Genomic DNA, 14,197 nt, shown 5'->3' on the forward strand with positions numbered 1-14,197 from the left:
GCGGGCTTGCGCCCGCCGCAGCGATCAGGCGGTGACTACGCCATCCTTCACGGTGTCGGCCACGTCCGAATACTCCGCCACCTTGTCGAAGTTCAGGTACTGGTAGATCTGGTCGCTGGAGGCCGTCAGCACGCCCATGTCGGCCAGGTACTCGGCCTTGGTAGGGATGCGGCCCAGCTTGGAGCAGATCGAGGCCAGCTCGGCCGAACCCAGATACACGAAGGTGTTCTTGCCCAGGCGGTTCGGGAAGTTGCGCGTGCTGGTCGACATCACCGTGGCGCCCTCACGCACCTGCGCCTGATTGCCCATGCACAGCGAGCAGCCCGGCATTTCGGTGCGCGCGCCGGCATTGCCGAACACGCCGTAATGGCCTTCTTCGGTCAGCTGCTGCGCATCCATCTTGGTCGGCGGTGCGATCCACAACTTGACCGGGATGTCGCGCTTGCCCTCCAGCAGCTTGGACGCCGCGCGGAAATGGCCGATGTTGGTCATGCACGAGCCGATGAACACTTCGTCGATCTTGGCGCCAGCCACCTCGGACAGCGTCTTCACGTCGTCCGGGTCGTTCGGGCAGGCCACGATGGGCTCGTGAATGTCGGCCAGATCGATCTCGATCACGGCGGCGTATTCGGCGTCGGGGTCGCCCTTCATGAGTTGCTGGTCGCGAAGCCAGGCTTCCTGCGCGGCAATGCGGCGGGCCAGCGTGCGGGCGTCGGCGTAGCCCTCGGCAATCATCCACTTCATCAGCGTGATGTTGCTGGTGATGTACTCGGCGATGGGCTCCTTGTTCAGGTGCACCGTGCAGCCGGCGGCGGAGCGCTCGGCCGAGGCGTCGGACAACTCGAACGCCTGCTCGACCTTCAGATCCGGCAGACCTTCGATCTCCAGGATGCGGCCCGAGAAGATGTTCTTCTTGCCCTTCTTCTCCACCGTCAGCAGGCCAGCCTTGATGGCGTACAGCGGAATCGCGTTGACCAGGTCACGCAGCGTGACGCCGGGCTGCATCGTGCCCTTGAACTTCACGAGCACCGACTCGGGCATGTCCAACGGCATGACGCCGGTAGCGGCTGCGAAGGCGACCAGGCCAGAGCCGGCCGGGAAGCTGATGCCGATCGGGAAGCGCGTGTGCGAATCGCCGCCGGTGCCCACGGTGTCGGGGGTCAGCAGACGGTTCAGCCAACTGTGGATCACGCCGTCACCGGGGCGCAGCGAAATGCCGCCGCGGGTGGCCATGAAGTCGGGCAGCTCGTGGTGCATCTTCACGTCCACCTTCTTCGGGTAGGCGGCAGTGTGGCAGAACGATTGCATGACCAGATCGGCCGAGAAGCCCAGGCAGGCCAGGTCCTTCAGCTCGTCGCGGGTCATCGGGCCGGTGGTGTCCTGCGAGCCGACGCTCGTCATCCTGGGCTCGCAGTAGGTGCCGGGGCGCACGCCCTGACCTTCCGGCAGGCCGCAGGCGCGGCCCACCATCTTCTGCGCCAGCGAGAAGCCTTTGCCGGAATCGACCGGGGGCTGCGGCAGGCGGAACAAGGTGGATGCGGGCAACCCCAGGGCCTCACGCGCCTTGCCGGTGAGGCCGCGACCGATGATCAGCGGAATGCGGCCACCGGCGCGCACTTCGTCGAACAGCACGTCGCTCTTGACCGTGAACTCGGCGATGACCTGGCCGTCCTTCAGCGCCTTGCCTTCATAGGGGCGCAGCTCGATGGTGTCGCCCATGTGCATCTGGCTCACGTCCAGCTCGATCGGCAGCGCGCCCGCGTCTTCCATGGTGTTGTAGAAGATCGGCGCGATCTTGTTGCCCAGGCAGACGCCGCCGAACTTCTTGTTCGGGATGTAGGGGATGTCTTCGCCGGTGAACCACAGCACCGAATTGGTGGCCGACTTGCGCGAGGAGCCGGTGCCGACCACGTCGCCCACGTAGGCCACGGGCAAGCCGCGCTTGACCAGGTCTTCGATGAACTTGATCGGGCCGCGCTTGCCGTCTTCCTCGGGCGTGAAGGGCGCACCGTCGCGCTTGTTCTTCAGCATTGCCAGCGCGTGCATGGGAATGTCAGGGCGCGTGGTCGCATCGGGTGCGGGCGACAGGTCGTCGGTGTTGGTCTCGCCAGGCACCTTGAACACGGTGAAGGTGATGCTCTTGGGCACTTCGGGCCGGCTGGTGAACCATTCGGCATCGGCCCAGCTCTGCATCACGCTCTTGGCGTGGGCGTTGCCCTTGTCGGCCTTTTCCTTGACGTCATGGAACTGGTCGAACATCAGCAGCGTCTTCTTCAGCCCTTGTGCGGCGACAGCGGCGACCTCGGCATCGTCCAGCAAATCGACCATGGGGCCGATGTTGTAGCCCCCCAGCATCGTGCCCAGCAGCTCGGTGGCCTTGGCGCGGCTGATCAGCGGGCTCTTTTCCGTGCCATGCGCCACGGCCGCCAGGTAGCTGGCCTTGACCTTGGCGGCGTCGTCCACACCGGCCGGCACGCGGTAGGTGATCAGGTTCAGCAGGTATGCGTCCTCGCCCGCAGGCGGGGCCTTCAGCAGCTCGATCAGCTCGGCCGTCTGCTTGGCAGACAGGGGCAGCGGCGGGATGCCGAGCGCGGCGCGCTCGGCAACATGGTCACGGTAGGCTTGCAACATGGCGTGTTCTCCGGTTCTGGGATGTGGGGTTCTTGGGGTCGGTGCTTATTCGGGTGCCGCTGCGGGGGCCGCAGGCACCTCGGCCGCCGGCATGGACGCCGTCTGGGCCGGCGGTGGCGGTGGCGGTTGGGGTGGCAGTGCATCCAGCACGCTCGGCGGCGGCTGGATCCTGATCTGTTCGGCCACGATGATTTGCTGCGGGCTCTTGCACTCGTCGGCCATGCGCTGACCCAGCTTGTGGTTCATCAACATGGACTTGTTGCCCAGCTGCAGCCATACGGCGCCGGCCTTGGCGTCCTCCAGCCGGATCGCGCCGGTGGTGGTGGCCACCGGCACCAGGCGGTAGCGGGTCTTGTGCATGTGCAGATCGAAATAGCCAGGCTGCTTCGGGTCGGGCATGAGGTGCACGGAATTGCCAAGCTCACAGGGCAGGATGCCGACATGCACGCGCTCGGCCAGCGCCAGCTCGTTGGCGCCCAGCACCGCCTCGGCGATGGGTTCGTGCGGCACGGCGTTCTTGACGTCGACCCGCGTCTTGGGCGCCGGCTTGGCCTTCCTGACCGGGGCCGGCTTGGCGGACGCAGGCTTCGTGGCTGCGGGCTTGGCGGCGGCAGGCTTTGTGGTCTGTGCGCCCACCAGGCAGGCCGCTGTCGCCAACACCAGGGTCACAACGGCGTTCTTCATGCTGTCTCCGTCGCCGGGCTCAGGGTGCCCAGGCTGTCTTGAAAATAAACCTGCATCTCGGCAGGCAGGGGCCGACCGGTGCGGTGCGCGCGTTCGAGCACTTGCCAGAAGTAACGGTAGCTCGCGCGGTCGTGCAGTTGCTTGTCAAACGCCACCGGCGCCCATTGGGCCGCCACAGCGGCCTGGATCAGCCGGCCGGCGGTCTCGATCTCCTCGGCACTGGGCGCCAGCGCCTCGAGGATGGGTCGGATCTGCGCCGGGTGGATGCTCCACATGCGCGTGTAGCCAAATTCGCGGGCAGCCCGGCGGGCAGCAGCCTGCATGGCTGCGGCATCGCTGAACTCGGTGACCACGCAGTGCGACGGCACCTTGCCGTGCGCATGGCAGGCCGAGGCGATATCCAACTTGGCGCGCACCACCAAGGGGTGCGTGAACTGCCCGTGCGCACTCATGCCCTCGGCCGGGATTGCACCCGCATGGGCAGACACGAAGTCCATCAACCCGAAACTGAGCGACTGCACACGCGGATGGGCGGCCATGTCGAACGCCCGGTGCACGGCAGCCGGCGATTCGACGAGCGCGTGCAGCGGCAGGTGCCCGGCACCCGCCGAACGCAGCGCCCGCTCAGCGCGTTCGATATCGTCGACCATGTCGACTTTGGGCAGCATGATGTGTGCCAGCCGATGGCCGGCCTGCCCGGCAATGGTGGCAATGTCCTGCTCGAAGGCGGGGTGGTTCACCGGGTGCACGCGCACCGCCACGCGCGCACGCGGGTCGGCGGCCAGCGCCAGCGACACGACCAAAGCGGCGTGCTCAGCCTCACCACCGACCGGGGCCCCGTCCTCGCAATCCAGCGTGACGTCGAAGACGCAGGTGCCGAACTCTTCAGTCATCTCGGCCTGCAACTGCAGGCTCTTGCGCATCCGCGCTTCAACTCCGCTGTAGTGGTCACAGACGGGCAGAAAGCCCTGCACCGCCTGGGCACCCAGCAAGACCGCGCGGGGATGCTGCATGGTGCCGCCGCCGGGCCGCCCAACGGCGGTCACAGCCTTCCCTCGGGCGGTGGCGCAGCACACGCAGTGGCAAGCCGGGAGGCAGACATGGATCAGAGCAGGTGGGCGACGCCAGCCTGCTCGTCCTGCAGCTCCTTCAGCGTGGTGTTGATGCGCTCCTGGCTGAAGGCATCGACTTCCAGGCCTTCGACCACCTTGTATTCGCCGCCTTCGCAGGTGACGGCGAAGCCGAACATGGTGTCCTTGGGAATGCCGTACTGGCCGTCCGACGGGATACCCATGGTGACCCACTTGCCGTTGGTGCCCAAGGCCCAGTCGCGCATGTGGTCGATGGCGGCATTGGCAGCCGATGCAGCGGACGACACGCCGCGGGCCGCGATGATGGCCGCGCCGCGCTTGCCCACGGTGGGCAGGAAGGTGTTGGCGTTCCACTCCTGGTCATTGATCATGGTCTTGACGCTTTCACCGTTGATGGTGGCGAAGCGGTAGTCCGCGTACATCGTGGGCGAGTGGTTGCCCCACACGGTGAGCTTCTCGATGTCGGCCACGGCCTTGCCGGTCTTGGCGGCGATCTGGCTCAGTGCGCGGTTGTGGTCCAGGCGCAGCATGGCGGTGAAGTTCTTGCGCGGCAGGTCGGGCGCGCTCTTCATCGCGATGTAGGCATTGGTGTTGGCCGGGTTGCCGACCACCAGCACCTTGACGTTGCGGCTGGCCACAGCGTTCAGGGCCTTGCCCTGGGCGGTGAAGATCTCGGCATTCACGGCCAGCAGCTCGGCGCGTTCCATGCCCGGGCCACGGGGGCGCGAACCGATCAGCAACGCGTAGTCCACGTCCTTGAACGCGGTCATCGGGTCGCCGTGTGCTTCCATGCCGACCAGCAAGGGGAATGCGCAGTCCTGCAGTTCCATCATCACGCCCTGCAGAGCCTGCTGGGGTTTTTCCATCGGAACTTCGAGCAGTTGCAGGATCACCGGCTGGTCTTTGCCCAGCATTTCGCCGGAGGCGATGCGGAACAGGATGGCGTAACCGATTTGGCCAGCAGCACCAGTGACGGCGACGCGAACAGGCTTTTTGCTCATGGGGGATGCTCCGGGAAGAGAGTGGGGAAAGAACCAACCCCGCCCAGAGCGTCGGGCTACAAGCGCGGGGTCGACGGACCGCCTTCGAGTTTACCCGTGATTCCGCACGATCGTCAATTTGTCTTATGTCTTATATAAGATACCATTGCGGGCCTTGCCGAGGCGCTATGCAGGGAGCCCGCACCTCGACGCCAGCCCCTCTCCACCGAGACGCAACCCTAACGCCGATGGCTTCCAACTCCAGCACCATGTCCGCCCAGCCCCCGCTCTCCAGCGACACCGGCGCGCAGCATGCAGCGTCAACGCCAGCCTTCAGCCCGCTGTACCAGCAAATCAAGGAATTGATCCTGCGCAGCCTGCAAGCCGGCGAATGGAAACCGGGCGAGCTCATCCCGAGCGAGATCGAGCTTGCCGCGCGGTTCCGCGTCAGCCAGGGCACAGTGCGCAAGGCGGTCGACGAGCTGGCGGGCGACAACCTGGTCGTGCGGCGCCAAGGGAAAGGCACGTTCGTCGCCACGCACAGTGAGCAGCACGTGCGCTACCGCTTCTTGAAGCTGGTGCCCGACACCGGCGACATCCAGCGCGAAGGGCCAGCGCAGCGCCACATTCTGGATTGCCGGCGCACCCGCGCATCCGCCGAGATCGCCCGCGCACTGGCCCTGCGCAGCGGTGACGCGGTCATGCAGGTGCGACGCGTCCTGTCGTTTGCTGGTGAGGGCGGGGCGCAGGTGCCCACCATCCTGGAAGACCTGTGGCTGCCCGGCGGCCCGTTCAAAGGATTGACGGCCGAGCGGCTGGCCGAGTTCCCCGGCCCGACCTATGCGCTGTTCGAAGCCGAATTCGGTGTTCGTATGGTGCGCGCGGAAGAAAAAATCCGAGCCGTGTTGCCCGACGACGAACAGTGCGCCCTGCTGAATGTCGCGGCCGGCACGCCGTTGCTGAGCGTGGAGCGCATTGCGTTCAGCTACAACAACCTGCCGGTCGAGCTACGTCGTGGCATTTACCGCACCGATACGCACCATTACCGCAACGATCTGAACTGAACTTCGCGCGTGGGCGACACAGCCTGCAAACCTTCGTCGCAGTTGGGTTGCTGCATTGCAATAGAATTTTGAGCCGACACCGCGACCGATTACAAGGCAGTTACATCAAGAAAGCGCAGTCATGACCGAGATCGCCTCATCCGCACGCCCCAAGCGACCCCAGTTCCGCAACATCAATGCCTTGACCGATCTGCCGAGCTACCGCTTGCCGGCTGCCGGTTGGGTGTCCATCCTGCATCGCGTCAGCGGCGTGCTGATGTTCCTCCTGATGCCGTTCATCATCTGGATGTTCGATTCGTCGGTGTCTTCCGACATTTCGTTTGCCCGCTTCAAAGCGGCTTTCAACACCGGGATCGGTCTGGCCCCCGGCTGGTTCTTCAAACTGGTCGCGCTCGCCCTGATGTGGGCGTATCTGCACCATTTCATCGCCGGCGTCCGCCATCTGTGGATGGACGTGAGCCATGACGCCGTCAGCAAACAGTTCGGCAAGACGTCGGCCATGGTTACGCTGGTGCTGAGCCTGGGCCTGACCTTCGTGCTCGGCCTGAAACTTTTCGGCGTGTACTGACCCAAAAAAAAGAAAGCACCTTCATGGCTGTCAATTACGGTTCCAAGCGCGTCGTCGTCGGCGCTCACTACGGCCTGCGCGACTGGCTGGCCCAGCGCGTCACGGCTGTCCTCATGGCCCTGTTCACGGTCATCGTGCTGGCGCAGTTGCTGTTGGTCAAAGGCCCGATCGGCTATGACCTGTGGGCTGGCATCTTCTCCTCGCAGTGGATGAAGATCCTGACCTTTTCCGTGATCGTCGCACTGCTCTACCACGTCTGGGTGGGCATGCGCGATGTCTGGATGGACTACGTCACCTCGGTCGTCTGGCTCCGACTCGTGCTCCAGATTTTCACCATCGTCTGGCTCGTCGGCTGCGCCGGCTGGGCTATTCAAGTTCTTTGGAGACTGTAAGCATGAGCTACACCAAGCAAGCCATCAGCAAGCGCAAGTTCGACGTCGTGATCGTGGGCGCCGGCGGGTCGGGCATGCGCGCGGCGCTGGAGCTCTCGCGCGCCGGGCTGTCCGTGGCCTCGCTGTCCAAGGTATTCCCGACCCGTTCGCACACGGTTGCGGCGCAGGGCGGCGTCTCGGCCTCGCTGGGCAACATGTCCGAGGACAACTGGCACTACCACTTCTACGACACGATCAAGGGCTCCGACTGGCTGGGCGATCAGGACGCCATCGAGTTCATGTGCCGTGAAGCGCCCAAGGTCGTGATCGAGCTGGAGCACTTCGGCATGCCGTTCGACCGCAACCCAGACGGCACCATCTACCAGCGCCCGTTCGGTGGCCACACGGCCAACTATGGCGAGAAGCCGGTTCAGCGCGCCTGCGCCGCGGCCGACCGCACCGGCCATGCCATGCTGCACACGCTCTACCAGCAGAACGTGAAGTCCAAGACCAACTTCTTCGTCGAGTGGATGGCGCTGGACCTGATCCGCGACGCCGATGGCGACGTCGTCGGCGTCACTGCGCTGGAACTGGAGACCGGTGAGCTGTACGCCCTGCAGGCCAAGGCCGTGCTGCTGGCCACCGGCGGTGCCGGCCGCATCTTCGCCGCCTCGACCAACGCCTTCATCAACACCGGCGACGGCCTGGGCATGGCGGCGCGCGCCGGCATCCCGCTGCAGGACATGGAGTTCTGGCAGTTCCACCCGACCGGCGTGGCCGGCGCCGGCGTGCTGCTGACCGAGGGTTGCCGCGGCGAAGGCGCCATCTTGCTGAACAGCAACGGCGAGCGCTTCATGGAGCGCTACGCGCCCACGCTGAAGGACCTGGCGCCGCGCGACTTCGTCTCGCGCTCGATGGACCAGGAGATCAAGGAAGGTCGCGGCTGCGGTCCCAACAAGGACTACATCCTGATGAAGCTGGACCACCTGGGTGCCGACACCATCCGCAAGCGCCTGCCTTCGGTGGAAGAGATTGGCCACAACTTCGCCAACGTGGACATCACCAAAGAGCCGATCCCGGTGGTGCCGACCATCCACTACCAGATGGGTGGCATTCCGACCAACATCAACGGCCAGGTGGTCACGCACGATGGTCAGCAGAACAACGTCGTCAACGGCCTGTACGCGGTCGGTGAGTGCTCCTGCGTGTCGGTGCACGGCGCCAACCGCCTGGGCACGAACTCGCTGCTGGACTTGCTGGTGTTCGGCAAGTCGGCCGGCAAGCACATCGTCGCGCACGTCAAGGGCAGCGGTGAGCACAAGCCGATGCCGGCCGACGGCGCCGACCGCACGCTGGCGCGCTTGAACCAGTTGCAGGCGTCGACCGACGGCGCCTATGCGCAGGACATCGCGGGCGAAATCCGCACCACCATGCAGCAGCATGCCGGCGTGTTCCGCACGCAGGCCAGCATGGACGAGGGCGTGGGCAAGGTGAACGCCATCCGCGAGCGCGTGGCCGGCGTCACCATGAAGGACAAATCCATGGTCTGGAACACGGCCCGCATGGAGGCGCTGGAGGTTGACAACCTGATCGAAGTCGCCCAGGCCACGATGACCTCGGCCGCCGCCCGGCGCGAATGCCGCGGTGCCCACACGGTCTACGACTACGAGCACCCGGCCGACCATGCCGAGTTCCCGCTCGGTCGCAACGACAAGGAGTGGATGAAGCACACGCTGTGGCACAGCGAGGGCAACAACCTCACCTACAAGCCGGTCAACCTCCAACCGCTGACGGTCGATTCCATTCCGCCCAAGGTCCGCACGTTCTAACAAGGTCACCACGATGAAGCGCACATTCCAGATCTACCGCTACGACCCGGACAAGGACGCCAAGCCTTACATGCAGACCATCGAGATCGAGCTCGATGGCAGCGAACGCATGTTGCTGGACGCTCTGGTCAAGCTCAAGGCGCAAGACCCGACGCTTTCGTTCCGGCGCTCGTGCCGTGAAGGCGTCTGCGGCTCCGACGCGATGAACATCAGCGGCAAGAACGGCCTGGCCTGCCTGACCAACATGAACACGCTGAAGGACCCGGTCGTGCTGAAGCCGCTGCCCGGCCTGCCCGTGATCCGCGACCTGATCGTGGACATGACGCAGTTCTTCAAGCAGTACAACTCGATCAAGCCCTACCTCATCAACGAAAGCATCCCGCCCGAAACTGAGCGGCTTCAATCGCCTGAGGAACGCGACGAGTTGAACGGTCTGTACGAATGCATCTTGTGCGCCAGCTGCTCGACGAGTTGCCCTAGCTTCTGGTGGAACCCCGACAAGTTCGTCGGCCCGGCCGGCCTGTTGCAGGCCTACCGTTTCATCGCGGACAGCCGCGACGATGCAACGGCCGCACGCCTGGACAACCTGGAAGACCCGTACCGTCTGTTCCGCTGCCACACGATCATGAACTGTGTGGACGTGTGCCCCAAGCATCTGAACCCGACCAAGGCCATCGGCAAGATCAAGGAAATGATGGTGCTGCGCACCATCTAGACCCATGACGGTGCCTAAAGAGTTCCTCGACGAACGCGGCGTGAGCCTACTGCGCTGGCGCTGCCGGCGTGGTCTGCTCGAGAACGATCTGTTCCTTGAGAAATTCTTCGAACGCTGCGGTCCCACGCTCACGGTGGCACATGCCGACGCGCTGAACCGTCTCATGGATTTGGGAGACCACGACCTCCTGGACCTGCAACTGGCACGAAAGACGCTTGACCAGGTCAGTCCGCATTTGGACGACGCGAACACCCGCGAAGTTTTGAGTTTGTTGAGAGAAAACCGCTGAAAGGGCGAACATGAAATTAGCCGAGAACAAAGCCACACTGTCATTCAGCAACGGCAGCCCGAGCGTGGAACTGCCGGTCTATCAGGGAAGCGTAGGCCCCGACGTCGTCGACATCCGCAAGCTGTACGCGCAGACCGGCATGTTCACGTACGACCCTGGGTTCCTGTCCACAGCTTCGTGCCAGTCCGCCATCACGTACATCGACGGCGACAAGGGTGAGTTGCTGTACCGCGGCTATCCCATCGAGCAGCTCGCCACGAACTGCGACTTCATGGAAACCTGCCACCTGCTGCTGTACGGCGAGCTGCCGAACGCCGAAGGCAAGGCCAAGTTCACCAGCCTCGTGACCAACCACACCATGGTCAACGAGCAGATGCAGTTCTTCCTGCGTGGCTTCCGCCGTGACGCGCATCCGATGGCGATCATGACCGGCCTGGTGGGCGCGCTCTCGGCCTTCTACCATGACAGCACGGACATCAACAACCCGCAGCACCGCGAGATCTCGGCCATCCGCCTGATCGCCAAGATGCCCACGCTGGTGGCCATGGCCTACAAGTACACGGTGGGCCAGCCGTACATGTACCCGAAGAACTCGCTCTCGTACGCGGGCAACTTCCTGCACATGATGTTTGCCACGCCGTGCGAGGAGTACAAGGTCAGCCCGGTGCTCGAGCGCGCGCTGGACCGCATCTTCATCCTGCACGCCGACCACGAGCAGAACGCATCCACCTCCACGGTGCGCCTGTGCGGCTCCTCCGGCACCAACCCGTTCGCTGCCATTGCAGCCGGCGTGGCGTGCCTGTGGGGCCCCGCGCACGGCGGTGCCAACGAGGCGGCGCTGAACATGCTGGGCGACATCCAGAAGGCTGGCGGCGTTGAGAAAATCGGCGAGTTCATCAAGCAGGTGAAGGACAAGAACTCCAGCGTCAAGCTGATGGGCTTCGGGCACCGCGTCTACAAGAACTACGACCCGCGTGCCAAGCTGATGCAGGAGACCTGCAAGGAAGTGCTGGCCGAGATGGGCCTGGAGAACGACCCATTGTTCAAGCTGGCCATGGCGCTGGAGAAGATCGCCCTGGAAGACGACTACTTCGTCTCGCGCAAGCTCTACCCGAACGTGGACTTCTACTCCGGCATCGTGCAGCGCGCCATCGGCATCCCGGTGCCGCTGTTCACCGCCGTCTTCGCGCTGGCCCGCACCGTGGGCTGGATCGCGCAGCTGAACGAGATGATCGGCGATCCCGAGTACAAGATCGGCCGCCCCCGCCAGCTGTTCACCGGCTCGGCCAAGCGAGACGTGCAACCCCTGGCCACACGCTAAACGGCCGAACCGCGTCCAACCGACCGAACCAGCCCCGCCGGCCCAGCGCCCGCGGGGCTTTTTCACGCACTGCCCGTTCATGCGGCGGCAGCACGGTCATCGCAAATGGCGATGACAGACGCTGTTGCGCTGCGGGAAAATGGCGCGCCTCCTCGCCAGAGGAGAAGACTTCACCCCGATGAAACCGTCCGAACGCAACTTTGCCCGCCGCATCGACCTCACGTCGCTGCAGTTGTTCGTGGCCGTCTGCGAACTCGGCAGCATCGGCAAAGCTGCCGAGCGTGAATTCATCGCCGCATCGGCCGTCAGCAAGCGCCTGTCGGACCTGGAGACAACGCTGGACACCACGCTGCTGTACCGCCACACGCGGGGCGTCGACCTGACGCCCGCCGGCGAAAGCCTGCTGCACCACGCGCGCTCCGTGCTGTTCAGCCTGGACCGCATGCAGGGCGAGCTCAGCGAGTACACCGACGGCGTGCGCGGCCACGTGCGCGTGCACGCCAGCATCTCGGCGATCGTGCAGTTCCTGCCGGAAGACCTGGGCGATTTCATCCGCCGCCATGGCGGCGTGAAGATCGATCTGGAAGAGCATCTGTCCAGCGAGGTGGTGCGCGCTGTGCAGGAAGGTGCGGCCGACCTGGGCATCTGCAATGCCGGCTTGCCCGACGCCGCCGCTGGCGCAGCGCTGCAGACGCGGGCCTACCGGCGCGACCGGCTGGTGCTGATCGTCCCGCGCGGCCATGCGTTGGCGGGGCATGGCGCGCTGCGCTTCGAAGACACGCTGGAATTCGACCACGTCGGGCTGCACAGCAACAGCTCCATCCACCTGGCCATGCGCCATGCCGCAGCCGGCGCGCAACGCGGCATCAAGCTGCGCATCCAGGTCACGGGTCTGGACGCGATGTGCCGCATGATCCACAACGGCCTGGGCATCGGCGTCATGCCACAGCGCGCGTTCGAGTTGATGCACGGTGTGGGCGACCTCGCATGCGTCACCCTCACCGACGACTGGGCCGAGCGCCAGATCAGCATGGTCGCGCGTGATTTCTCCACGCTGCCGGTCACCGCCCGACTGCTCGTGGCGCATCTGGAGGGCCGCGCCGAGCCTGCCGCCCCCATCACGCCCGAGAACAGTGCGCTGGCCGCACTCTGAGCCCCACCTTTCCCAAGATTTCAGCCCCACGAAGGAACCCCATGGCCATCACCACCAGCACTGTCAGCGCTCGCACGCTGTACGACAAGATCTGGGACGAGCACGTCGTCCACACCGAGGACGACGGCACCTCGGTGCTCTACATCGACCGCCACCTGGTGCACGAGGTCACCAGCCCGCAGGCGTACGAGGGCATCCGCCAGGCCGGCCGCAAGGTCTGGCGCATCAGCTCCATCGTCGCCACGGCCGACCACAACACGCCCACCACCAACTGGGACCAGGGTTACGACGGCATCGCCGACCCGATCAGCAAAGAGCAGATCACCACGTTGGACGACAACATCCGCCAGTTCGGCGCGGCCGCGTACTTCCCCTTCCTGTCGCGGCGCCAAGGCATCGTGCACGTGATCGGGCCGGAGAACGGCGCCACGCTGCCTGGCATGACGGTGGTCTGCGGTGATTCGCACACCTCCACACACGGTGCCTTCGGCGCGCTGGCCCACGGCATCGGCACCAGCGAGGTCGAGCACGTGATGGCGACGCAGACCCTGCTGGCCAAGAAGGCCAAGAACATGCTGGTGCGCGTGGAAGGCCGGTTGTCCAAGGGCTGCACCGCCAAGGACATCGTGCTGGCCATCATCGGCAAGATCGGCACGGCCGGCGGCACCGGGTACACCATCGAGTTTGCGGGCGCGGCGATCCGCAGCCTCAGCATGGAAGGCCGCATGACGGTCTGCAACATGGCCATCGAGGCCGGTGCGCGCGCCGGCATGGTGGCGGTGGATGAGAAAACCATCGAGTACGTGCGCGGCCGCCCGCTGGCGCCGACGGGAGTGGCGCTGGAACATGCCATCGCCTACTGGCGCACGTTGCAGTCCGACCCGGGCGCGAAGTTCGACACCGTGGTCGAGCTGGACGCCAACCAGATCGTGCCGCAGGTCACCTGGGGCACCTCGCCCGAGATGGTGCTGGGCATCGACGCCCGCGTGCCCGACCCGGACAAGGAAAAGGACGCCAACAAGCGCAGCGCCATCGAGCGCGCGCTGACCTACATGAACCTTGCGCCCGGCAAGCCGCTGGCCGACATCACGATCGACAAGGTCTTCATCGGCTCGTGTACCAACAGCCGCATCGAGGACATGCGCGAGGCCGCCGCCGTGGTCAAAAAGTTGGGCCAGAAGGTTGCCAAGAACGTCAAGCTGGCGCTGGTCGTGCCGGGCTCCGGCCTGGTGAAGGAACAGGCCGAGCGTGAGGGTCTCGACGTGATCTTCAAGGCCGCTGGCTTCGAGTGGCGCGAGCCGGGCTGCTCGATGTGCCTGGCCATGAACGCCGACCGGCTGGAGCCGGGCGAGCGCTGCGCCTCCACCAGCAACCGCAACTTCGAAGGTAGGCAAGGCGCCGGCGGCCGCACCCATCTGGTGAGCCCCGCCATGGCAGCCGCCGCTGCGGTCCACGGCCACTTCATCGACATCCGCCCATTCGCCTGAGCGCCAAGGAAGAA

At 65.1% G+C, this 14,197-nt stretch carries 13 protein-coding genes; 9 read left to right on the forward strand and 4 right to left on the reverse strand.

What is annotated here, in order from left to right:
* Window positions 1-24: 24 nt before the first annotated feature.
* From AC099J_RS24595 to AC099J_RS24610, 4 genes are all read right to left on the reverse strand, one after another.
* A complete protein-coding gene (locus AC099J_RS24595; protein ID WP_479617920.1) occupies window positions 25-2,631 on the reverse strand; it encodes a bifunctional aconitate hydratase 2/2-methylisocitrate dehydratase in 2,607 nt (868 codons plus the stop codon).
* Between the two features lie 45 nt (window positions 2,632-2,676).
* On the reverse strand, window positions 2,677-3,315 hold the full coding sequence (locus AC099J_RS24600; protein WP_479617921.1) for a hypothetical protein: 639 nt from the start codon (window positions 3,313-3,315) through the stop codon (window positions 2,677-2,679).
* Window positions 3,312-4,328: an HpcH/HpaI aldolase/citrate lyase family protein gene (locus AC099J_RS24605; protein WP_479617922.1), complete on the reverse strand. Its 1,017-nt coding sequence runs from the start codon at window positions 4,326-4,328 to the stop codon at window positions 3,312-3,314. The genes AC099J_RS24600 and AC099J_RS24605 overlap by 4 nt, the downstream gene beginning before the upstream one ends.
* A gap of 92 nt (window positions 4,329-4,420) precedes the next feature.
* On the reverse strand, window positions 4,421-5,407 hold the full coding sequence (locus AC099J_RS24610; protein WP_479617923.1) for a malate dehydrogenase: 987 nt from the start codon (window positions 5,405-5,407) through the stop codon (window positions 4,421-4,423).
* Window positions 5,408-5,655: 248 nt separating this feature from the next.
* Between AC099J_RS24610 and AC099J_RS24615 the strand changes: the two genes are divergently transcribed.
* The 9 genes from AC099J_RS24615 to leuC all read left to right on the forward strand — a co-directional run bounded on the left by AC099J_RS24615 (window position 5,656) and on the right by leuC (window position 14,183).
* The gene (locus AC099J_RS24615) at window positions 5,656-6,450 is read left to right on the forward strand and encodes a GntR family transcriptional regulator (protein ID WP_479617924.1); all 795 of its coding nucleotides are present in this window, start codon (window positions 5,656-5,658) and stop codon (window positions 6,448-6,450) included.
* A 121-nt stretch (window positions 6,451-6,571) separates the two neighbouring features.
* Window positions 6,572-7,018: a succinate dehydrogenase, cytochrome b556 subunit gene (gene sdhC, locus AC099J_RS24620; protein ID WP_479617925.1), complete on the forward strand. Its 447-nt coding sequence runs from the start codon at window positions 6,572-6,574 to the stop codon at window positions 7,016-7,018.
* Between the two features lie 23 nt (window positions 7,019-7,041).
* Window positions 7,042-7,410, forward strand: coding sequence for a succinate dehydrogenase, hydrophobic membrane anchor protein (gene sdhD / locus AC099J_RS24625; protein ID WP_479617926.1), 369 nt, complete (start codon window positions 7,042-7,044; stop codon window positions 7,408-7,410).
* A 2-nt stretch (window positions 7,411-7,412) separates the two neighbouring features.
* A complete protein-coding gene (gene sdhA / locus AC099J_RS24630; RefSeq protein ID WP_479617927.1) occupies window positions 7,413-9,218 on the forward strand; it encodes a succinate dehydrogenase flavoprotein subunit in 1,806 nt (601 codons plus the stop codon).
* A gap of 13 nt (window positions 9,219-9,231) precedes the next feature.
* Window positions 9,232-9,933 (forward strand): succinate dehydrogenase iron-sulfur subunit, encoded by a 702-nt coding sequence (locus AC099J_RS24635; RefSeq protein ID WP_479617928.1) that lies wholly within the window; start codon window positions 9,232-9,234, stop codon window positions 9,931-9,933.
* A 4-nt stretch (window positions 9,934-9,937) separates the two neighbouring features.
* On the forward strand, window positions 9,938-10,222 hold the full coding sequence (locus AC099J_RS24640) for an FAD assembly factor SdhE (RefSeq protein WP_479617929.1): 285 nt from the start codon (window positions 9,938-9,940) through the stop codon (window positions 10,220-10,222).
* Between the two features lie 10 nt (window positions 10,223-10,232).
* On the forward strand, window positions 10,233-11,543 hold the full coding sequence (gene gltA / locus AC099J_RS24645) for a citrate synthase (protein ID WP_479617930.1): 1,311 nt from the start codon (window positions 10,233-10,235) through the stop codon (window positions 11,541-11,543).
* A 178-nt stretch (window positions 11,544-11,721) separates the two neighbouring features.
* On the forward strand, window positions 11,722-12,696 hold the full coding sequence (locus tag AC099J_RS24650; protein WP_479617931.1) for a LysR substrate-binding domain-containing protein: 975 nt from the start codon (window positions 11,722-11,724) through the stop codon (window positions 12,694-12,696).
* A gap of 41 nt (window positions 12,697-12,737) precedes the next feature.
* On the forward strand, window positions 12,738-14,183 hold the full coding sequence (gene leuC / locus AC099J_RS24655) for a 3-isopropylmalate dehydratase large subunit (RefSeq protein WP_479617932.1): 1,446 nt from the start codon (window positions 12,738-12,740) through the stop codon (window positions 14,181-14,183).
* Window positions 14,184-14,197 lie beyond the last annotated feature (14 nt).

The organism is Rhodoferax sp. RT4P68, assembly GCF_056521305.1.

Excerpts from the sequence above, each read along its gene's own strand:
- AC099J_RS24610 (WP_479617923.1), bottom strand. The coding sequence starts at position 5,407 with ATGAGCAAAAAGCCTGTTCGCGTCGCCGTCACTGGTGCTGCTGGCCAA.
- AC099J_RS24635 (WP_479617928.1), top strand. The coding sequence starts at position 9,232 with ATGAAGCGCACATTCCAGATCTACCGCTACGACCCGGACAAGGACGCC.
- gltA (WP_479617930.1), top strand. The coding sequence starts at position 10,233 with ATGAAATTAGCCGAGAACAAAGCCACACTGTCATTCAGCAACGGCAGC.
- AC099J_RS24605 (WP_479617922.1), bottom strand. The coding sequence starts at position 4,328 with ATGCAGCATCCCCGCGCGGTCTTGCTGGGTGCCCAGGCGGTGCAGGGC.
- AC099J_RS24595 (WP_479617920.1), bottom strand. The coding sequence starts at position 2,631 with ATGTTGCAAGCCTACCGTGACCATGTTGCCGAGCGCGCCGCGCTCGGC.
- sdhA (WP_479617927.1), top strand. The coding sequence starts at position 7,413 with ATGAGCTACACCAAGCAAGCCATCAGCAAGCGCAAGTTCGACGTCGTG.
- sdhC (WP_479617925.1), top strand. The coding sequence starts at position 6,572 with ATGACCGAGATCGCCTCATCCGCACGCCCCAAGCGACCCCAGTTCCGC.
- sdhD (WP_479617926.1), top strand. The coding sequence starts at position 7,042 with ATGGCTGTCAATTACGGTTCCAAGCGCGTCGTCGTCGGCGCTCACTAC.
- AC099J_RS24640 (WP_479617929.1), top strand. The coding sequence starts at position 9,938 with ATGACGGTGCCTAAAGAGTTCCTCGACGAACGCGGCGTGAGCCTACTG.
- AC099J_RS24600 (WP_479617921.1), bottom strand. The coding sequence starts at position 3,315 with ATGAAGAACGCCGTTGTGACCCTGGTGTTGGCGACAGCGGCCTGCCTG.
- AC099J_RS24615 (WP_479617924.1), top strand. The coding sequence starts at position 5,656 with ATGTCCGCCCAGCCCCCGCTCTCCAGCGACACCGGCGCGCAGCATGCA.
- AC099J_RS24650 (WP_479617931.1), top strand. The coding sequence starts at position 11,722 with ATGAAACCGTCCGAACGCAACTTTGCCCGCCGCATCGACCTCACGTCG.
- leuC (WP_479617932.1), top strand. The coding sequence starts at position 12,738 with ATGGCCATCACCACCAGCACTGTCAGCGCTCGCACGCTGTACGACAAG.